The 20,703-nt window shown below is 60.1% G+C and carries 18 protein-coding genes; 3 read left to right on the top strand and 15 right to left on the bottom strand.

The genetic code is table 11. The features are described 5' to 3' along the window. Position 1 precedes the first annotated feature (1 nt). Both ASC90_RS18280 and ASC90_RS18275 read left to right on the top strand, forming a co-directional pair. On the top strand, positions 2–250 hold the full coding sequence (locus ASC90_RS18280) for a DUF1656 domain-containing protein (RefSeq protein ID WP_244480414.1): 249 nt from the start codon (positions 2–4) through the stop codon (positions 248–250). Continuing rightward, positions 241–1,110, top strand: a complete 870-nt coding sequence (locus ASC90_RS18275; protein WP_056543157.1) for an HlyD family secretion protein — start codon at positions 241–243, stop codon at positions 1,108–1,110. Before ASC90_RS18280 ends, ASC90_RS18275 begins: the two co-directional genes overlap by 10 nt. A gap of 84 nt (positions 1,111–1,194) precedes the next feature. On the opposite strand, the gene ASC90_RS18270 is transcribed toward ASC90_RS18275, so the two are convergent. The 15 genes from ASC90_RS18270 to ASC90_RS18200 form a co-directional block, all read right to left on the bottom strand. Further along, positions 1,195–1,911, bottom strand: a complete 717-nt coding sequence (locus tag ASC90_RS18270; RefSeq protein WP_082519974.1) for a hypothetical protein — start codon at positions 1,909–1,911, stop codon at positions 1,195–1,197. A 51-nt stretch (positions 1,912–1,962) separates the two neighbouring features. Then, on the bottom strand, positions 1,963–2,238 hold the full coding sequence (locus ASC90_RS18265; RefSeq protein WP_082519973.1) for a hypothetical protein: 276 nt from the start codon (positions 2,236–2,238) through the stop codon (positions 1,963–1,965). Positions 2,239–2,252: 14 nt separating this feature from the next. Then, complete coding sequence (locus ASC90_RS18260) at positions 2,253–2,732, bottom strand: DUF992 domain-containing protein (RefSeq protein WP_056543155.1); 480 nt, start codon at positions 2,730–2,732, stop codon at positions 2,253–2,255. A 67-nt stretch (positions 2,733–2,799) separates the two neighbouring features. Beyond that, complete coding sequence (locus ASC90_RS28920) at positions 2,800–2,946, bottom strand: hypothetical protein (RefSeq protein WP_156393022.1); 147 nt, start codon at positions 2,944–2,946, stop codon at positions 2,800–2,802. A gap of 432 nt (positions 2,947–3,378) precedes the next feature. Then, positions 3,379–4,878, bottom strand: a complete 1,500-nt coding sequence (cysG, locus tag ASC90_RS18255; protein ID WP_056543153.1) for a siroheme synthase CysG — start codon at positions 4,876–4,878, stop codon at positions 3,379–3,381. After that, positions 4,850–7,507 (bottom strand): nitrate reductase, encoded by a 2,658-nt coding sequence (locus ASC90_RS18250; RefSeq protein ID WP_056543149.1) that lies wholly within the window; start codon positions 7,505–7,507, stop codon positions 4,850–4,852. Before ASC90_RS18250 ends, cysG begins: the two co-directional genes overlap by 29 nt. Continuing rightward, positions 7,508–7,843 (bottom strand): nitrite reductase small subunit NirD, encoded by a 336-nt coding sequence (gene nirD / locus ASC90_RS18245; RefSeq protein ID WP_156393020.1) that lies wholly within the window; start codon positions 7,841–7,843, stop codon positions 7,508–7,510. 4 nt (positions 7,844–7,847) lie between these two features. Further along, entirely contained in the window at positions 7,848–10,298 is a 2,451-nt protein-coding gene (nirB, locus tag ASC90_RS18240) for a nitrite reductase large subunit NirB (protein ID WP_056543145.1), read from the bottom strand. 5 nt (positions 10,299–10,303) lie between these two features. Further along, entirely contained in the window at positions 10,304–11,101 is a 798-nt protein-coding gene (locus tag ASC90_RS18235; RefSeq protein WP_056543640.1) for an ABC transporter ATP-binding protein, read from the bottom strand. A gap of 11 nt (positions 11,102–11,112) precedes the next feature. After that, entirely contained in the window at positions 11,113–12,006 is an 894-nt protein-coding gene (gene ntrB, locus ASC90_RS18230; protein WP_056543143.1) for a nitrate ABC transporter permease, read from the bottom strand. Between the two features lie 60 nt (positions 12,007–12,066). Beyond that, positions 12,067–13,365 carry a CmpA/NrtA family ABC transporter substrate-binding protein gene (locus tag ASC90_RS18225; protein WP_056543141.1) on the bottom strand — a complete coding sequence of 433 codons (1,299 nt, stop codon included), beginning with the start codon at positions 13,363–13,365 and terminating at the stop codon, positions 12,067–12,069. Positions 13,366–13,722: 357 nt separating this feature from the next. Further along, the gene (locus ASC90_RS18220) at positions 13,723–14,997 is read right to left on the bottom strand and encodes a CmpA/NrtA family ABC transporter substrate-binding protein (RefSeq protein WP_056543139.1); all 1,275 of its coding nucleotides are present in this window, start codon (positions 14,995–14,997) and stop codon (positions 13,723–13,725) included. Positions 14,998–15,046: 49 nt separating this feature from the next. Further along, a complete protein-coding gene (locus ASC90_RS18215) occupies positions 15,047–15,649 on the bottom strand; it encodes an ANTAR domain-containing response regulator (RefSeq protein WP_244480413.1) in 603 nt (200 codons plus the stop codon). An 837-nt stretch (positions 15,650–16,486) separates the two neighbouring features. Beyond that, on the bottom strand, positions 16,487–17,275 hold the full coding sequence (locus ASC90_RS18205) for a CpsD/CapB family tyrosine-protein kinase (protein ID WP_056543132.1): 789 nt from the start codon (positions 17,273–17,275) through the stop codon (positions 16,487–16,489). Positions 17,276–17,335: 60 nt separating this feature from the next. Continuing rightward, positions 17,336–18,790, bottom strand: coding sequence for a Wzz/FepE/Etk N-terminal domain-containing protein (locus tag ASC90_RS18200; protein ID WP_056543131.1), 1,455 nt, complete (start codon positions 18,788–18,790; stop codon positions 17,336–17,338). Between the two features lie 495 nt (positions 18,791–19,285). On the opposite strand from ASC90_RS18200, the gene ASC90_RS18195 reads away from it, so the two are divergent. Beyond that, on the top strand, positions 19,286–20,590 hold the full coding sequence (locus ASC90_RS18195) for a hypothetical protein (protein ID WP_056543129.1): 1,305 nt from the start codon (positions 19,286–19,288) through the stop codon (positions 20,588–20,590). Positions 20,591–20,703 lie beyond the last annotated feature (113 nt).

Raw genomic sequence — 20,703 nt, 5'->3', positions numbered from 1 at the left:
AATGTTCAACCAAGGATCGAACATGACGCCAAGTCTCGCCGTGTTTCATACCGTGGAGTTTCTCGGCTTTTACCTGCCGCCATTGGCGCTCTGGGCCGGCGGTGCACTTGTCGTATTCCTGTTTGCGCGCTGGCTGCTGGAGCGGCTCGGTCTCTACCGCTTTGTCTGGCATCGTTCGTTGTTCAATATCGCGCTTTATCTGTTGCTCATGGGTGGAATTGTCTACTTCGGGAATCTCGCATGGCTGTAGTCGCATCACTGCGCGTTCTCGCCACTCTCGTTGTCGCGGCGGGCGCGGTGCTGTCCGGCTGGTGGTTATGGAGTTTTTACACCATTTCCCCTTGGACCCGAGATGCACGCGTTCAGGCAACGATCGTTGAGGTTGCGCCGGATGTTTCGGGACCGATCACATCGATCAATGTCTCCGACAACCAGAAAATCATCAGAGGCGACGTGTTATTCGTCATCGACCAGCAACGTTTCACGCTGGCAGTGGCGCAAGCGCAGGCGGCCGCCGACCAAAGCCAGTGGGCGCTGAAACTCGCCCGGGATGATGCCGACCGGGATGCAAGGATGCTCACCGATGGTTCCGGTGTCATATCGGCGGAGGCGGCCGAAACGACGCGGGCAAAGGCGGCGGAAGCTTCCGCGGCGCTGCAACTTGCGCAGTCGCAGCTTGCCACGGCGCAACTCGACCTGGAACGAAGTACAGTGCGCTCGCCGGTGAACGGTTTCGTCGCCAATTTGACAGCCGGAGCCGGCGACTATGCGAACAAGGGCACCAGTGTGTTGGCACTCGTCGATAGCGACTCCTTCTACGTCTATGCCTATTTCATGGAAACGAAGCTGCCCGCGATCAAGGCAGGCAGCCAAGCAGAGATTCGCCTTATGGCAGGAGGAACTCTCTTGGGGGGCAAGGTACAGGGGCTGAGCCGCGCTATCGCCAACCCTACCGCGGCCGGCGGTGGCCTGCTCGCCTCGGTCGATCCCAATTTCGAGTGGATCCGTCTCGCCCAGCGAATCCCGGTGCGCATTACACTGGAGAATGTGCCCCCCGATGTGGAGCTTGCAGCCGGCATGTCGGCGACCGTGGTCGTTCGCCCGAATTAGGGCTTGTCGCGGCATCCCGTGGACGGACGAATCCGACCTTACCGGTGCCATGGGGCAGAGTACACCTCTGCCCCATGGAACTGCTTACTGCCAGCTGCCGTTGGGGAGGCGGCCATGATATGGCGTATCGCGGCAATGACCCCACGGTCCGATCCAGTAGCCGGGAGGGCAAGGGTTGGCGACGGCCGGCGGGTAGTATGCCGGCGGATAATAGGGCTCGACGTAGCGCGGACCCGCAAACTCTGCTCCGAGAGCCGCACCCGATGCCACTCCGAGCCCGTACCAGCCGGCATTATTCCATCCGCGCCAGTGATCGATGAAGACTGCGGTCGGTCCGGTAGCCCCGGCTAGGTTGCCTTCGAGGATCGACACATCGAATGTTAGTGTGCTGCCGTCAAGCTTCGGAGCTCTGAGGGTGACGACTGCATCGCTGACGTCACTTCCGCCACCGAGAACGGAAACGGTAGCGTTCGGTGGATCCTTGTCGAAACTATCCGACCCCTCGCCCCACTGCTTGACGATTTCCTCGGTGGCGATATGGCCGGCTGCGCGGACAGGGCGGTCGGCAAAGACGATCGAATTCCTGGCGACACCGGTCAGGACCAGTTTATCCCCTTCGAGCTTTGCGCCTTCCGCGTTCACCACCAACAGCGAGGCCACCGGCGCCTTCTGGGTGACCTGGCCGACGGTTTTTTCCAGAGGTACATGCGGTTTCTTTGTGGCGTCTTGCGCCAGAGCGGCACCGCACAAAAGTGTCAAAGTACCTGCGAGCAGAAGGGCGCTTGCGTCTGAACGTGTCATTGATGAGTTCCTTGTTGTATCGGCGTTTACTGCTTAAGCGACGGGAAGTGCTCAGCCGCCGCCATGCTCGGCGGCATAGTCGATGCCAGCCTGCACCTCGGCCATAGCCTGTTCGATGAGGCCAACTGCGCGTTCCTTGTGGCCACCCTTGTTCGGTGTGGCGCGCCGAAGCGACTCCAGCGCGTTGCCGAGCTGACGCATTGCAGCGTCCATGTTGCCCTGTTCGGCCATGGCCGCCGACGTCGCAAGCGACGTCACTGATCCCGCGGCCAAGACAAAACCCATTCCGGCAACCAGGTGGCGACGAGCCAAGATTGTTTCCGACATGTCATTCCCTCTGCTTACTTGGCGGCGGTCAGGGTGACCTTCAGCACGCCGGTTGCGATGTTTATGCCGGTCTCGCCGTCAACCGACAGCGGCTGCAACGAAAAAGACTGGTCGCTGCCGCCGACCAGAGCGTTCGCGCCTGCCCCAACGCCGAGCGATGCACCGGCGCCAACACCCACATACGTACCGGCAAGCGCACCTTTCGGCACACCGCGCATCGCGGTTGCGACGCCCCAGATCAGATGCCCTTGATCGACCTTGCCGATCTCCAGTCCGTATTCGTTGATGCTACCGGTATAGGCCTCCTGCGACCCGCTGTCCGGTTTGAACAGGCAATTGAGCGACTGTTTGCGCGTGAGAATTTCTCCCACGCCTTTCGAAACGTCACACGAGAGTATGCCGATCTTGGCAACGTCGGCATGGCTTGATCCGGCGGTACCGGCCAGCATGGCCAAGCCCAGCATCAAGCTGCTGGTGTTCTTTGGAATGCTCATGGAAATCCCCTTTTGGTTCACTTCTCGGTGGGTAACTGGAGCAGCATTGCCCGCGATCGCCGATATGCTAGCTGCCGGTCGGCAGTTGGCCACGACAAGTAGTGTCGCCGATAACGAGGAGGACCAGCGACAACTCGTCGATGTCCTGTGTGGCGGAGATGGCCCCGGCAAAAGATGATGCGACGCAGAGAATGACTGCGGTTTTCGAGTTCATTCTGACTCCAGATGTCAATGAATTCTGCATGCGCGCTATGCTGGCGATAGCCCGGGTTAATCATCGGGAAACGTATGGCCCTAGTTCGTCAGTTCCACACAACGTGGAATTCGGCAGTCGCACTTGCCTGATCGGGCAACTGCGGGTCAGGATGACAAGGTCGCATTTCGGATACCGGTGAAGATCCGTTCCGCATATTGAGATCGCATAACGTCTTAGATGCACTGCTAAACCGGTTGAATTCGCGAGACGAGATATACCCGTTTGCGTTTATCGGACAGCTTACAAGCGACACCTGATATATCAATACCGCCATGCACCGTGCATGCATAATTCTTGCGACGTCGCCAGTTGCGGTCCTAGGAAAACGCGGTGTCCTTGCGAGCTCGAAAAACGCGAGACGGCGAACCAGCAGAATAGCGCACGACCCCGTCACCGATGCTTCGATCGCCATCCCGGCGTTTCGTTACGTTCAGTTACGCTCCCTGCGACTACTCGAGCAGCAAGGGCAGTACCTACCGCTATCAGGACGGGATTGTCGTAGCCGATCGCCGCGATGCCATCCAAAACCGTGTCCAGGTTGCCGCGCCATTCTGTCTGTGTCGGGCGACTGACGTCGCTCATGATCAGGGCCGGCGTTGAGGGCGACATGCCATGTGCGATCATTGCATCCGCAATACGCGAGGCTGTCCGACCGCCCATGTAAAAGATCGTGGTCGTCTGTGGGTCGGCGACGGTCTGCCAGTCTATATCGGCCGGCAGCCCGCCGTGGCGGGAATGGCCGGTGATCAGACGTACGCTTTGCGCATGATCACGGTGCGTCAGCGAAATGCCCAGGCGCGAGGCCATGGCACTGGCGGCCGTAATGCCGGGAATGACGTCGACGGGGATACCCTCACGATCGAGATGGGCAATCTCCTCTCCTGCACGCCCGAAGATCATCGGGTCGCCCGATTTCAGACGAACAACGTGTTTTCCTGCCTTGGCGAGCTTGACCATCATTTCGTTGATATCTTCCTGGCGGCAGCTGGTGCGGCCGCCGCGTTTCCCCACCAGCATGCGCTTCGCCTCGCGACGGGCGAGTTCCAGCACCTCCGCCGACACGAGATCGTCAAAGAGGATGACATCGGCCGCCTGCAGTGCGCGGACGGCCTTGAGCGTCAATAGCTCCGCGTCACCGGGGCCGGCACCAACCAGCGTGACGCGACCAACGCCGGAAGTGTAGGCGGGCGCTTCCCGAAGCCTTTCGGCTTCCTTCAGAAGCAGCCCGCCAGCGCCCTCCTCCGGCGTATCGCGACTTGAAAAGGCACGGTCGACAAAGCGTTCCCAGAACGCACGGCGCAACGGGCCTGATGCAAGCCGCTCGTTGATCGCCTCCCGCAAAGACTGAGCAAGCTCTGCCCAGTCTTTTAGGGTCCGTGGGAGCAAGGTCTCGATCCGACGGCGGATTGCCTGAGCGAGGATCGGCGCTGCGCCATCGGTCGAAATGGAAACGACTACCGGCGAACGATTGACAATCGAGCCGAACTGGAACTGGCAGAAGGCGGGCTTGTCGATGACATTGACCGGCACCCCGGCCATGCGAGCGGCGTCGAAGAATGCGCGCGCTTCCTCGTCGTTTTCGCAGTCGGCAATGGCCATGGCCGAACCGGCGATGGTTGCCACGTCCCAGTCCCGCAAGTGATGAGTGAAGCCGCCTTTTGGATGTTCGGCGCCGCGCCGGATTAGTACCTCAAACGTCTCGGAGAGCCGGTCGGCATAAACATGGACGTGTGCTCCGCAAGCAGCCAACAACTCGGCCTTCCAACATGCAGCATCCGATCCACCGGCAATGACGACACGCTTGCCTTCCAATGCCCAGAAAACCGGAAGCTTGGCGAGCCGTTCCATTCGCGCGGGCGTTTCATTCCGCGGCAGCTGCAAGACATCCATCGATAATCCCCCTGATCTCGGCGCGACATGAGCCGCAATTGCTTCCGGCGTTGATCTGCTTTCCGACTGCCTCGACGCTATGGCACCCTTCGCGAACGGCGGCGACGATCTGGTTGACTCCGACGCTGAAGCACGAGCAGACGGTTGCGCCCGGATCGGGCTTGTCGGCGCCGGGGCGTCCGGCGACGAGCGAGAAGCGTTTGCGCAGCTCATCATGGTCGACCGCGAGCTGCGAGATTGCCCAGTTGCGGGCGACGGCCACGGGTTCGCTCGCAAGGAACAGTGCGGCAAGCAGCCGCTCGCCGTCGAAGAAAGCGAACCTGAGATCGCCGGATTGCCGGTCGGCATAGCCAAGCGGTTCGATATGCTCTGGAACGGTGAACGTCTCGCGACACCAGCCGCACCAATCTTCGATGGGCTGATCGAAGCCAAGCTCCAGCCGCCAGCCGCCAGCCGCCTTTGCCATGGCCCAGTAGGCGGCATCGATACCCTCCGGCTTGGCGGCAGATACGGCGAATCCGTAGTGCTTTGTTTTGAAGCGACGTGCTGCGACCGCGACATTCTTCAAAGCCGGCTGGCCGGAATTGGGATCCGTGACCGGCGCGACCACTGCATCGATACGAGCCTTCGCTGCGAACTGGTCGTTCCAGTGCATCGGCACAAAAATGCTGCCACGGGCCTGCCGTCCGGTGATCAATGCGCGAACGACCGATTTACCATGCGGGCTCTCGATCTCGACAAGCTCGGCATTGCCGATACCGATTTCCAGTGCGTCGCGCGGGTGAAGTTCGGCAAAAGGCTCTGCGATATGGGCAGAAAGGCGGGCGCTTTTTCCCGTTCGCGTCATCGTGTGCCACTGGTCTCGGATGCGGCCGGTGTTCAGCGTGAAGGGATACTCGGCATCGATCCGATCCGAAGCGGCGGGCTCGACGGCGACGAAGCGCGCCTTGCCGTCGGTGTGATAAAAGCCGCCTTTGGCGAAGAAACGGGTCTCTGCGGGTGCGTTGCCTCCTGGCTGAGGCCATTGAAACGAAGGCAATGCGTCATAGGCTGGCACGTCGATCGCAGCATAGGCACCGATGTCGAAATCACGGCTGCCATCGTTTTCGAAAGCTGAGAGGCACGCGTGCTCCGCAAAGATCTCGGCCAGGGATGCGAAATCGAATGCACGGTCAAAGCCCATGCGCCGTGCCACCTCGGCAAGCTGCCACCAGTCGGCGCGGGCCTCGCCCGGAACATCGAGGAAGGACCGCTGACGGGAGATGCGACGCTCGGAATTGGTGACCGTGCCGCTCTTTTCACCCCAGCCAAGAGACGGCAGAAGGACCTCTGCATGGCGGGTCGTATCGGTGTCCCGCAGGATGTCGGAGACGACAACGAATGGACACGCTTTGATGGAAGCCTCGACAGCATCCGCATCCGGCATCGAGACGACAGGGTTGGTCGCCATGATCCACAGCGCCTTGATCCGGCCGTCCGCCACCGCCTTGAACATGTCGACGGCCTTCAGGCCGGGCTTCTGCGCAATCGCCGGTGACTGCCAGAAGCGCTGGACGCGGTCGCGATCTTCGGGATTTTCTATCGCCATGTGAGCGGCAAGCATATTGGCCAGGCCGCCGACCTCGCGGCCGCCCATGGCGTTGGGCTGCCCGGTCAGTGAAAACGGCCCCATGCCAGGCCGGCCGATGCGGCCGGTCGCGAGATGGCAGTTGATGATCGCGTTGACCTTGTCGGTGCCCGTCGAGGACTGGTTGACGCCCTGGCTATAGCAGGTGACGACCTTTTCTGTTGTGGCGAACAGCCTGTAGAATTCGCGAAGCTGCATAGCCGGCAGGCCGGTCTGGTCCAGCACGTCGCTGAACGTGACTGCTGAAGCAGCGGCGAAGGCTTCGGCGAAACCGTTGGTGTGTTCGGCGACATAGTTCTGATCGATGGCGTTGGCGGAGATCAGGTGGGCGAACAGACCGACGAACAGCGCCACATCGCTGTCGGGCCGGATCGCCAGATGCAGGTCGGCAATATCTGCCGTCATCGTCCGGCGCGGGTCGATGACGACGACCTTCATCGAGGGACGGGCGGCCTTGGCCGCCGCCAGCCGCTGATAGATGACCGGGTGGCACCAGGCGAGGTTGGAGCCGGTGAGGATGACGAGGTCGGCAAGCTCGATATCCTCGTAGGTGCCCGGCACGGTATCGGCGCCGAAGGCACGGCGATGACCGGCGACGGAGGACGACATGCAGAGGCGAGAATTGGTGTCGATGTTGCCGGAGCCGATGAAGCCTTTCATCAGCTTGTTGGCAACGTAATAATCCTCGGTCAGAAGCTGGCCGGAGACGTAGAAGGCGACGGAGTCCGGCCCGTGCTCGGCAATGGCCTGCAGGAAATTGCCGGCGACGAGATCAAGCGCTTTGTCCCAGGACGCGGGCTGTCCGCCGATTTCCGGATGCAGGATGCGTCCGTCGAGATCGATGGTTTCGGCGAGCGCCGAGCCCTTCGAGCAAAGCCTGCCGAAATTGGCCGGATGATCGGGGTCACCTTTGACGGAAACAGCACCGTCATCGGCGACCTTGGCGATCACGCCGCAGCCGACACCGCAATAGGGACAGGTGGTTTTGACCTCCGCTGCCATCTATTCTGCCGCCATCATCAGGCTTTCGAGGGCGATGAAGAGGGCGCCGTTCTCGTTCCTCACCGCAATGGTGCGAACTTGGCCTTCATCGGCGCCAAGCGCCTTGCCGGTTTCCAGCGAGATGACCCAGTTGTGCAGCGGGCAGGTCACGGCTCTCGCATGAACGATCCCCTGGCTGAGCGGGCCGCCCCTGTGCGGGCAGTGATCTTCGATGGCGAAGACCTCGTTTTCGGCGGTGCGGAAGACGGCGATCTTGCCTTGTGGCGTCTTCACGCAGCGGGCGCCTCGCAGCGGGATATCGGAGATGTCGCCGATCGGATGCCAGTTCATATCCATCTCCTTACTCTGCCGCCTGGGAATAACCGATCGTCGCCATCGGCTTGAATTCGTGCTTGTCCTTGCCCGACACGCGTTCCGACCAGGGGTCTACCTGCGCGAAGCTCTGGCTGAAGACGAAACGTTCATAGTAAGCCTGCCGCTTGTCGGCATCGCCCATGATCTGGCGGCGGATCTCCTCCAGTCCGATGCGCTTGGCCCATTTGTAGATGCGCTCGAGATAACGACCCTGCTCCCGGTACATCTGCGTCAACGCCACGATATACTCCAGCGCCTCGTCTTCGGTCCTGACCAAGCCGAGAACCTCGGTGCCCTTGATGTCGAGGCCGGCGGCACCGGCAAAATGGATCTCGAAGCCGGAATCGACGCAGATCACGCCGATATCCTTGCAGGTCGCTTCCGCGCAGTTGCGCGGACAACCGGAGACGGCGAGCTTGAGCTTTGCCGGTGTCCAGGAACCCCACATGAATTTCTCGATACGAATGCCGAGCCCGGTGGAATCCTGGGTGCCGAAGCGGCACCAGTCGGAGCCGACGCAGGTCTTCACCGTGCGCAGGCCCTTGGCATAGGCCTGGCCGGAGATGAAGCCGGCCTTGCCGAGATCGGCCCAGACGGCGGGCAGGTCTTCCTTCTCGATGCCGAGCAGGTCGATGCGCTGGCCGCCCGTCACCTTCACCATCGGTATCTCGAACTTGTCGACCACATCGGCGATCGCGCGCAGCTCGCCGGAATTGGTGACGCCGCCCCACATGCGCGGCACCACCGAATAGGTGCCGTCCTTCTGGATGTTGGCGTGGACGCGCTCGTTGATGTAGCGCGACTGATAGTCGTCGGCATATTCGTCCGGCCAGTCGCAGACGAGGTAGTAGTTCAGCGCCGGCCGACATTTGGCGCAGCCGCAGGAGGTCTTCCATTCCAGTTCCTGCATCACGGCAGGGATGGTTTTCAGGCCCTTGGCCTTGATCAGGCGGCGAACGTCGTCATGGCCGAGTTCGGTGCAGGTGCACATCGGGGTGACGGCAGCGGGGTTGTAGGTGTCACCGAGCGTCAGTGCCATCAGCTGTTCGACAAGGCCGGTGCAGGAGCCGCAGGACGCGGACGCCTTGGTGTGGGCGCGAACATCGTCGAGCGAGGTCAGGCCCTTGGCAGAGATCGTCGAGATGATCTTGCCCTTGCATACGCCGTTGCAGCCGCAGATTTCCGCATCATCCGGCAAGGCTGCAACGGCCGCCATAGGGTCCAGCGGCGACCCTCCCTGGTAAGCCTGCCCGAAGATCAGCGTGTCGCGCATCTCCGAGATATCGGTGGCTTTCTTCTTCAGGTCGTTGAACCAAGCACCGTCGGACGTCTCGCCGTAGAGAACGGTGCCGATGATCCGGTTGTCTTTCAGGACGAGACGCTTGTAGACACCAGCGGTGGCGTCGCGCAGCACGATTTCCTGGCGATCGTCGCCATCCGCAAAGTCGCCGAGCGAATAGAGCTCGATGCCAGTGACCTTGAGTTTGGTCGGCGTGTCGGAGTGGACGAAGGCTGCCGATGCATCGCCCGAGAGATGCGAGGCGGCAACGCGGGCCATCTCGTAGAGCGGGGCGACGAGGCCGTAGACCTGCCCGCCGACTTCGGCGCATTCGCCGAGCGCCAGAATGCTGCCATCAGAAGTCCGCATGCCATCGTCGACGACAATGCCGCGGTTGACGGCAAGGCCGGCCTCCTTGGCGATGCCCGCATTCGGGCGGATACCGACGGCCATGACGACCAGCGTCGCCGGGATGATGCGGCCGTCGTCGAGTTCGATTCCCTCGACCTTGCCGTTTCCGATGATCGCCTTGGTGTTGGCCTTGCAGATCACCTTGATGCCGCGCTCTTCCACTGCTTTCTGCAGCAGGTATCCTGCAGCCGGATCGAGTTGGCGCTCCATCAATGTCGGCATTACGTGCAGCACAGTCACATCCATGCCGCGTTGGGCAAGGCCAGCCGCTGCTTCGAGGCCAAGCAGGCCGCCGCCGATGACGATTGCCTTTTCACGCGACTGGGCGGCCAGCAGCATCGCCTGCACGTCGTCGAGGTCGCGATAGGTGATGACGCCGGGAAGGTCCTTGCCGGGAACGGGGATGATGAAGGGCACGGAGCCGGTGGCGATCACCAGTCTGTCGTAGCTCTCGGTGACGCCGTGGTCCGAGGTCACCGTCTTGGCGTGTCTATCGATGGCCACGATCTTGTGGCCCTTGTAGAGCGTGATGCCGTGCTCGATGTACCAGCCGTCGCCATGGATGACGATCTGTTCGTAGGTCTTCTCGCCCGATAGAACCGGCGACAGCATGATGCGGTCGTAGTTGACGCGCGGTTCGGCGTTGAAAATGGTGACCTGGTATTGGCCGGGCGCCTTTTCGAACAGGTGCTCGAGCATGCGCCCGGGCGCCATGCCGTTGCCGATGATGACGAGTTTTTCGGTCATATCTATTACTCCGCGGCTTCGACGAAGCGGTGACGTTCGTAGAGGAACTTCAGCACGGCTTCGCGGCATTTGAGGTAGGTTCGGTCGGAGGCGAGCTCGATCCGGTTGCGGGCGCGCGCGATCGGTACGTCGAGCACCTCGCCGATCTTGGCGGCCGGGCCGTTGGTCATCATCACGATCCGGTCGGACAGGAGCACGGCTTCGTCGACATCATGGGTGATCATCACCATCGTGTTGCCGAGGCGGGCGTGGATTTCCATCACCGCGTCCTGCAGGTGGGCGCGAGTGAGTGCGTCGAGCGCGCCGAAAGGCTCGTCCAGCAGCAGGATCTTCGGTTCCATCGACAATGCCCGGGCGATGCCGACGCGCTGCTTCATGCCGCCGGAGATTTCCGATGGGCGCTTGTCCCTGGCGTGGGCCATCTGGACGAGGTCGAGATTGGCCATCACCCAGTCTTGACGCTCAGCCTTGGTCTTGGAACTGCCGAAGACCTTGGAGACGGCGAGGTTGACGTTTTCGTAGACGGTGAGCCACGGTAGCAGGCTGTGGTTTTGGAATACGACAGCGCGCTCGGGACCGGGGGCGTTGACCTCTCGGTTTTCGAGCAACACGGCACCTGCGGACACCGGCGTGAGTCCGGCGATCAGGTTGAGCAACGTGGACTTGCCGCAGCCGGAATGGCCGATGATCGAGACGAATTCACCCTTGGAGATCGTCAGGTTGATGCCCTTCAGCACCTCGGCGCGCGTGCCTGCCCGGTCGAAATGTTTATCGATGTGGTCGAGCTTGAGATAAGCGGTCATGGTCATTCCCTTCAATTGGCCGAAGCGCCGCGGGTGATCAGCTTGCCGACGGCTGCCACCAGCTTGTCGAGCGCGAAGCCGACGACGCCGATGTAGGCAAGCGCGACGATGATGTCGGGCAGGCGCGACGAGTTCCACGCATCCCAGATGAAGAAGCCGATACCGACACCGCCGGTGAGCATCTCTGCGGCAACGATCGCCAGCCACGACAGGCCTACACCGATGCGAAGGCCGGTGAAGATGTAAGGGGCAGCCGAGGGCAGCATGATCTTGAAGAAGAACTCAATCTGGTTCAGCCGCAGCACCTTGGCGACGTTGCGATAATCCTGCGGGATATTGCGTACGCCGACGGCGGTATTGATGATGACGGGCCAGATCGAGGTGATGAAGATCACAAAGATCGCCGATGGGTTGCTATCTTGGAAGGCGGCGAGCGACAGCGGCAGCCAGGCGAGCGGCGGAACGGTGCGAAGCACCTGGAAGATCGGGTCGAGGCCGCGCATGGCCCAGACTGACTGGCCGATGATGGCGCCGACCACGACGCCGGCGACGGCGGCAAGACCGAAGCCATAAGCCACGCGCTGCAGCGAGATCAGCACGCGCCAGCCGAGGCCGATATCCTGCGAGCCGTTGTTGAAGAACGGATAGGCGATCAGATCGTAGCTTTCCTGCCAGACCTGATGCGGCGAGGGCAAGGAGGCCGTTGGCGACGAACAGAGCACCTGCCAGACGGCGAGCACGATGGCGAGAACGACCATCGGCGGGATGACGTTGGACAGCACGGCTGATGTGGTCTTCTTCAGATCGAACTTGGTTGCGGGCCGTTTTGCCAGCGGCAGGATGGTCGCTGTCTTAGAGATGTTCGCTGCGGCAGCGATGGTCTGTTTCTTGGCCAGGACAGGCATGGCGCGCTCCTACGGATACGGGAAAAAACCGGCGCGCCCCGCGCGCGCCAGCAGCGGAGATCAGGATGCGGCCTTGATCGTGAGGCTATCGAGATAGGCGGACGGATTTTCCGGATCGAAGACCTTGCCGTCGAAGAAGGTTTCCTTGCCGCGCGAGGAGGATGCCGGAATGTCGGCTGCGGCCACGCCGAGGTCCTTGGCGGCGTCGCGCCAGATGTCTTCGCGGTTCACCTTGTCGACCAGCGCCTTGATGTCGGTATCGGGCGCAAACTTGCCCCAGCGGATGTTTTCGGCGAGGAACCAGGTGTCGTGGCTCTTGAACGGGTAGGAGACGCCGCCGGCCCAGAACTTCATATAGAGATCGGTGCCATGCGCGACACGGCCGTTGCCGTAGTTGATGTCGCCCTTGAGGCGACCCAGCACGTCCTTCGGCGGCACGTTGAACCACTGGCGCTTGCCGAGGATGGTCGACATCTCTTCCTTGTTGTCCATGCTGTCGCACCATTGCTGGGCTTCCATCACGGCCATCAGCAGAGCCTTGGCGGCGTTCGGGTTCTTCTCGACCCAGTCGGTACGCATGCCGAGCGCCTTTTCCGGGTGGCCCTTCCAAAGTTCGCCGGTGGTTGCCGCGGTGAAGCCGATGCCTTGGTTGACCAGCTGTTCGTTCCAGGGCTCGCCGACACAGAAGACGTCCATGTTGCCGACCTTCATGTTCGCCACCATCTGCGGCGGCGGCACGACGATCGTCGAGACATCCTTGTCCGGATCTATGCCGCCGGCAGCGAGCCAGTAGCGGATCCAGAGATCATGGGTGCCGCCGGGGAAAGTCATGGCCGCCTTGATCTCCTTGCCGTCGGCCTTCTTCTTCTCGAAGGCGGCCTTCAGCTTGGACGAGTCGAGTTGCACGCCGGTATCGGCATATTCCTTGGCGACAGAGATGCCCTGGCTGTCGTAGTTCAGCCGCGCCAGGATGGTCATCGGCACCGGCTGGTTGTTCTGTGTGACCTTGCCCGATTGCATCAGGTACGGCAGCGGCGAAAGGATGTGCGCGCCGTCGATGCCGTTCGAAGCGCCGCCGAGCACGAGGTTGTCCCGGGTGGCGCCCCAGGAGGCCTGCTTGGCAACCTCGACATCGGGAAGGCCATGCTTGGCAAACAGGCCCTTTTCCTGTGCGACGATCAGCGGCGCTGCGTCGGTCAGCGCAATGAAGCCGAGCTTGGCGCCTGTCACCTCGGGGCCGGCGTTGGCGGCAAGGGCGCCGGATGGAAACGCGGTGCGGACGGCGGCAATCAATGCCGCGGCTGACGTCGTCTTCAGGATGCTGCGTCGTGTGATGCCGGTCGTGACAATCTTGTTCATGCGGAGGCTTCCTCTGCTGGTGCTGGCCGGAATTTGGGAATAAAAAAACGCCGCTCGGCAGATGCGTCATCGGGAGGGAGGATCCCGGACTGCAAAAACCTTGCGACGTCGATGTCTTTCGTGGGCGCTATCGGGCGCTCAACTTGCTCCGGTCGCCGTTGACCAGAGCAATTTATGCACTGCAAAGGCCGTGCCAGTTTTGCTCAAAGCTGACTAACACTTTGACAAAATTTGATAAATCGTTCAGCCTATTGTTCAGCTCATATTTTTAGCATTCACGACATTGGCTGATATTTTGTGCATCTGCGTCGTGAGGTCTCAGTAACCTGCAAGCGATTTGTGCGATGCGGCAACAGATCAGTGATCATCCGGACTTCCGGCTGGCGAATGAAAGCTGCGCACCGCAAAGTCAGAAACATAGGCGCCGAGCTTCGATGGATCGAAGACATGTCCATCCATAAAGCGATCGCCGTCTGCGTCTCCCTCGATGCGAATATCCGCATCCGCGGGCGCATTTCCATCGCCGAGTGCTGCGCGGTAGAGATCCGGACGATAGGCGGAAGTTGCCGCTCTGGCGCTGCCGAGCGCCATTCCCACCTGTCCCCAGCGGACCATCTGGCTGTAGATCCACAGCGCATGACCGGGACGCGGATAGTTCGCAAATCGGCGGTGAAACACGAAATAATCGTCGATGACACGCCTGTTGCCTTTGGCATCGAGGCTGAATTCGCCGGCCAGAACACGCCGGATAATTTCGACCGGGGCAGCAAGATAGCGCGGACCTGCCAGCACCTCGGCCAGCGCATCGTGATTTTCTCCCAAGTCGCACCAGCGCGCCGCCGCATCCAGCGCGACAATCAGGCGCGAGACGGTTTCCGGATGAGCGTCAGCCCAATCCGGCCGCATGCCGATGACCTTCTCAGGGGCCGAGGGCCAGATATCCTGCTTGGCGGCGACGATACGCCCGACGCCGCGCTCGGATGCGATCATGTTCCAGGGTGCGCCGACGCAGAAACCGTCAATAGCACCGGCGGCGAGCGCATCTGACGTCAGCGGCGGCGGCACGACGACGAGTTTCACGTCGCTGTCCGGATCGATGCCGCCGGCGGCGAGCCAATAACGGAACTCGTAGTTGTGCGACGAGAACGGATAGGTCATGCCGAACCTTGGCAGCGGCTCGCCACGTGCCTTCATGTCCTTGAGAACCATGGACAGTGCGCGGGCACTCTCCAGCGCGCCAGTCTTCTCGGACAGGCCGGTAGTCTGCCGCATTCGCTCAAAGAGCCGGGTGGAAAGCGTGATGGCGTTGCCACCGCGGCCAAGCGAGAAAGGCGTGATCGTCGGAGACGGATTGGAGCCGAGGCCGAGCATGGAAGCAACCGGCATCGGCGACAGCATATGCGCGATGTCGAACTGCCGAAAAGCCAAGCGGTCGCGTACATTCGCCCAGGAGACGTCCTTGACGAGATCGAGGGTCAGACCTTCTTTCGTCGCAAAGCCGAACTCAGCTGCGGCAATCAGCACCGATGCGTCGACGAGCGGAATGAAACCTGCGCGTAGTGTCTTCGGCCCCTCGGACGAGATCCAGTCGGGTGCGGCAAGGCCGCCGGTCGAATTTCCTGTCATTGTCATATTCACTCCGGTGTCCTCCGGACATCATGCGTATCCTGATTGGTCGCGATCACATCAGCAGCCCGGCGGCAGTGACGACGCTCTGGGCAATGTCGGCGATTTTCTTTTTCTCATTCATGGCGGTCTGCCGCAGCAGGGCGAAGGCCTCCTCCTCCGACAGGCCACGCACCTTCATCAGGACGCCCTTGGCGCGGTCTATGACCTTGCGCTCCTCGAGTGCCGACTTCGCATCGGCGAGCTCGCGCTGCAGACGACTGAAAGCGTTAAAGCGGCTTACCGCCATCTCAAGGATGGGCTTGACCCGTTCCTTCTTGAGACCGTCAACGATATAGGCAGACACTCCCGCTTCGACCGCGGCGACGATCGAATCCTCGTCCGACTTGTCGACGAACATTGCGATCGGACGTTTCACCGCGCGCGATATCTGAAAGATGCTCTCCAGCATGTCGCGGTTCGGATTCTCTATATCGATGACGATAACGTCCGGGTTGATCTCCTCGATCCGGCGCGCCAGCCCGTTCATGTCGTCGATCACGGTCACGCGATCATAGCCTGCCTCACGCAGACCAAGCTCTATGATTGATGCCCGTATCCCGTTCTCGTCAATGACAAGAACATTGAGGCTGGATTTCAACGGTGGGGACTTTGCCACTGGCAGCAAGCAATCCATTTGCGGAACGTCGGTGAATAGCTCCGATCTGAATTGCGGGATATTAGCCTAAAAATCAAGCAAATTATGACATGCACAAAAATAAGCCTGCCTTGGGTTCGCGCTGAGAAGACACGGTTGACATGGCGGCTGCGGGACGACAGCCCAACTGGCCGTATCTGCGCTCGGACATAGTTACTGGCCAAGCGGCGCAGACGAGATTGTCATGCGCATCTACACGATCCGCAGCGTCGAACACGCAGCGGGCGAGATGGACAGCGATATCGTCCAGCATGCAGGCGAGAGCATGCCCGGCGCGAACTGGGCAGTTAATGCGAGGCTCAGTCACTTTGTCGTCTGCTCGGACTTGGTGGAGGTGGTGTACCGAAGGCTCAGAACATCATTCTCGCCGGCGAGGAGACCGCCCTGCCGGCGATCCTGCGCATTGGCGCCGAGGCCCCGCCGACGGGAACAAGACTACGCGCCCTCCTTGAAATCGATGGGCCGACCGAGGAGCAAGCGCTTTGCTCGGCTGGCGAACTGGTGGTCAATTGGCTTCACCGCACCGCTGCCGCTGCGGGCACGACGCCGATGCTCAACGAAGCGCTGCGGCAAGCAGCAACCGGCTAGGCACCCCAGCATTTCATTTGGGTTGGCTGCGAGCGGACGCACGCCGAGACAATCAGAGATCTTGTCCGGAATGAACTGAGACATGACCGTCAGATGATGTCCGTTGGCGCGTATCGGAGCCGATAGCGACCAAGCTGGCCCGAGCCATCGTGTCAATCGCGGAAATTCAAACTCTGAGATGATCCGTCTTTCTGCCTACCGCAAAGGGTGTCAGTAGCCGTACTTCTCAGGCGTAAACTTGCACTTGTTCAAGACGACGCCCAGGACGTTGGCTTTGGCAGCAAGGCTATGCTCGCACACATCGACCTCGGCGAGTGTACTGTGTTCCGCCGCCGCGACCAGGATCACGCAATCCACGTTAGGCAGGAAAGCCAGCACATCGTCGGTAGACAGCATCGGTGGCAGGTCGAAAAGGATGATATCCGGCATCATGCGCTGCTTCATTTCAAACAGCGCGTCAGTGGAAGCGGTGCTCTGCAGCAACTCTGCGGAAAACTGCGCCGGCTTCCTATTGGCCGCAATCGCAAGATTTTCCTCGTGGCGCAAAAAGGTGTCGCCGACCTCGATCTCCCCCTTCAGAAAGCTCTCCATCGAGGCCGCGTTCTTGATCCCCAGCGTTTTGCCGACCTGGGGACGCCGCAGATCGAGGTCGAGCAAGAGTGTTCGACAATCCTTCTGATTGGCAAGGCTGAATGCAAGGTTAGCCGCAACGAAGGTCTTACCGCAGCCCGGCGTCGGAGACGTGATGGCGACAGACGTCCAGTTGTTTTGCCGCAACTCCTGCAGCAGCTTTGTCCGCAACATGTCGAAGGCGACATGTGCCGTGTCCGACCGGTTCGCGGTCACAATACGATTGCGCGCGATAGCATCGTGGTCGATGACGAGCGGTGAGAGTGCGTCCCATGCGATTTGACTCAATTCCTGCGAGCGAGATACCGGCATCCGATCACCATCGCGGTGTGCCGCCGGATTTTGCGCCGATACAACTGTTTGTTCCATGCCATTTGCCTCAACGGTTCTGTCTCGAAGTGTCTTTTTTCGCGGCGGACGCATGTCGAATCACCCGCGTTTGAGTGCTCCCCGCCAACCGGCGGCATGGAGCATACCTCGCGATGGCGCAGCATCCTCCGCAGGTGCGATATAAGGTATGATCGCTAGTGGCTGTCGCTGGAGCAAATTGGCAAGTTCCGATGGCCTCCGTATGGTTCTGTTCAACATCTCCATAAGGGCGATGAACGCCAGACCGAGCGCGATCCCACCCATAGCGCCCGCCATGACGATCATGCGGCGACGTGACCGCAGTGGATTCTCAGGCGGTGTCGCAGGTTCAAGCAACGAGAACCGCCCACCGTCGGCGCGCACCTCGATCTGCTTTCCCAGAGAGGCTTCGGCTCGCCTTGCTATGGCGGTGTTGTATTGCGTCTGAATGTTCACGAGATTGCGCTCGAGGGCGTTCAATCCAGTCTCGGTGGCCGGTGTCGCACTGACGGATCTGGTGAGGCCGCCGATGGTCTGCGTCAAAGCCGCCCGCTCGCGCTGAATGAATTGCAGTCGCTTGTCGATATCCGCCAGCTGCAAATCGAGGCCGGACGGCACCTTTTTGTCCACTGCCGAAACACCATTCGAAACACTTTTGGCACGCAGGGATTCTATGCGAGCGCGAAGCCCGCGAATGTTGGGGCTGTTTTCGGAAAAGATCGCGAGTTGTTCGCTCAGCGCCCTGTTCAAGTCCAGAAGCATCTGCTGCTCGGCACTAATAGGACCGGCGCTGGCAACCTGGCCCGTGATCATAAAATTGTCGACGAGCATGCTCCGTCTCGTGCGAAGATCCGCTTCCTCACGTCCGAGTGAAATCAACCTCTCCTGCTGGCTGCTTTGCTGCTGGCGGCGGAATTCGAGGCTTTCAGGTAGCGTATCCTTGTTTTCGGTCTTGAACTTGAGAACGTCGGCCTCGATCCTTTCCAGTTCACTGTCCAGCCTTGTCACCTCGTCGTTGAAGAACTGCAGCGTGTCACCTGCGCGGTCTGTCCGTTGGCGTTGGTTGCTCATCAGTATCATCGAAGCTAGTTCGTTGGCCGCCTTTGCCGCTAACGTTGCCGTCCCGGCTTCAAACGCGACACTAAAGACCGTTGCTTCGCCTCCGTTGCCGAGCGGCAACTCCTCAAAAGCTATGCGAGAGCGCATATCCTTGACGAGGCCGTCGATCGACGGCTTATCCTTATCGTTGCCATAGACATCGAGCTTGCCTGCCAGGGCAACGAGATTGTCGCGGGTGGTAATCTGCTGCTGAATAATCTGCAGTTGTTCCAGCGAACTCGTCGAAACAGTCGATCGGACCAGATTGGCGGGAATTTGCGGAGCCTCAACCAGAATCTTCGCTGTTGACTGATAAGAACGCGGAAGCAGCAGCGCGATGGCTAAGGCAATAACCGTCGATAGGCTGGCAATGGCGAGAAGATACGGTAGCCTCCGCAGAAGAATAGATAGGTAGAAGCGTACATCGATAGCGTCCATTGCGAGATCACCCGAACTTAAGAACCAAGGGGTGTTTGATAGAGCGTCTATCTTGGGTCAGTTCCGCACCGCGCGGTAGTTCATCGATAGTGGATGCGACTCCTAGTACATTTGGCTAGGGTCGAAGGCAGCGATTGCCATTGAAGCCCGAGACAACGGTGAATCCCGTCGCCGCAAGCACCCCGCGTCGCCTTCCTTCCCATCAAAGTCGCTTCAAACTAAAATTCATGTCTATGGGAGCCTATTTTTTGGTGATGCCCGCATTACGTCGTATATGTTTCTCGAATGCAATTGCGATGGTGCCTAGTCCATTTTGGTAGCGAGCTCGCTATTGCCATCACACTCTTCCATATTCGATAATCCCAACGGAATGATGCCTGACGGCCGCATGTATCTTCACCTCATGTGAGGAGTAAATTCTGCAGTCTTAATACTTCCACAGCGGCGCCAGCATCGATAATACGTTAAAGTTATCTCGGCATACTGGAGACATACATGCGCCTATTTTCCGGTGCTCGTCGGTTCGCCTTTCGGGGAGACGTAGGGCTGTTCGCCTTGCTTGCATTCGCGGCACTGATGCCCCGATCCGCAGAGAGCTCTCCGTTGCCACCCGAAACCAAGATCAAGCTGACGGTCGTGCAATGGATTCCCACCAAAGGCGTCTACGAACAGTGGGGTTCGCTCGGAGGAGAATATACGGTTTCGGAGGAGAAAACGATAGTTATGCCGGTGCTGGGCAGCATCCAAGTCGGCGATCTTGACAACGCCGGCCTTGCTGCCGAGATCGGCATCCGTCTGAAGGACAAGATCGGCTTGGTCGAAACGCCGGCGACTTTGGTCGAGGTGCTCCAATACGCTCCGATTTACGTCGTGGGTGACGTGGCCAAGCCGGGCGAATACACGTATCACCCCCGGCTAAGCGTTCTTCAAGCCTTGGCAATGAGCGGTGGCGAAATTCGTTCGGTCGACGGACTCCAGAATTCACTTGATGTGACCAAACTAGTGGGCGAGTTGAAAGAACTCGATGATTCCATCATTCGGAGTGGCGCCAAGATTGAACGGCTGCAGGCGGAGATGTCCGGTGCCAAGGTGCTCGACTTCGAAAAGCAGCCTGGCAATACCGACCAATTCACCGCTGCTATCTACAATCAGGAAAAGGCGATTTTTGCCGCTCGCGCCAACGCCCTCGATCGCAAAACGAAATCTCTATCGGAGTTACTCGATCTTTTAACCGAGGAAATCCACGTGCTCGACGAAAAGACCAAGAGCACTGATGCAAACATCAAATCGATGCAGCAACAGGTCGATAGCATTGCCACGTTGGTTTCGAGGGGCGCGGTCGTTGCAACCCGGCAAGGCGAAGTCGAGCGCGTGCTCAGGAGCTATCAGGACAACCGGCTGGATATCGTGACGGCGATCATGCGCGCACGCCAGAGCATTAGCCAGACCACCAGAGATCTTCAAGGAGTTGCGGACGAGCGGCAAACAGAAGTCGCATCTGCATTACAATCTGAACGGGCGCTAATCGTACAATTGAAGCTAAAACGGGAAACCAGCCAAAAATTGATGCTGGACAACCTGTCGCAAAATGGAGCCCAGACGCATCAAAGCGAGAAGCTCCCGTTGATCTTCAGCATAGTTCGGCGAGACGACGGCAAAATGGTTGAAGTGGGCGCTTCCGAGACCACGGCGCTTTTGCCGGGAGACGTCATCAAGGTCAGCCGGCAGTCTTCGCAGGCTTCTATGCCGACAGCGCCGGCATCCTCAGACGACGGGCATCCTGATCGGGCCAGTCAATGATACAGAGCCCACGGGAGCGACGATTTGCTTATTTCGTTCGCATTCCTGCAACGGAGCCACAGCTGGCCGACTTAATACGCGTGGCGGGCACTTCGACGTGCGACGTGCGTTCG

It is taken from the genome of Rhizobium sp. Root1220, from assembly GCF_001426265.1.
Taxonomy (GTDB): domain Bacteria; phylum Pseudomonadota; class Alphaproteobacteria; order Rhizobiales; family Rhizobiaceae; genus Rhizobium.
Note: the sequence above shows the minus strand (reverse complement) of the source record. Positions and strands in the feature narration are given on the sequence as shown.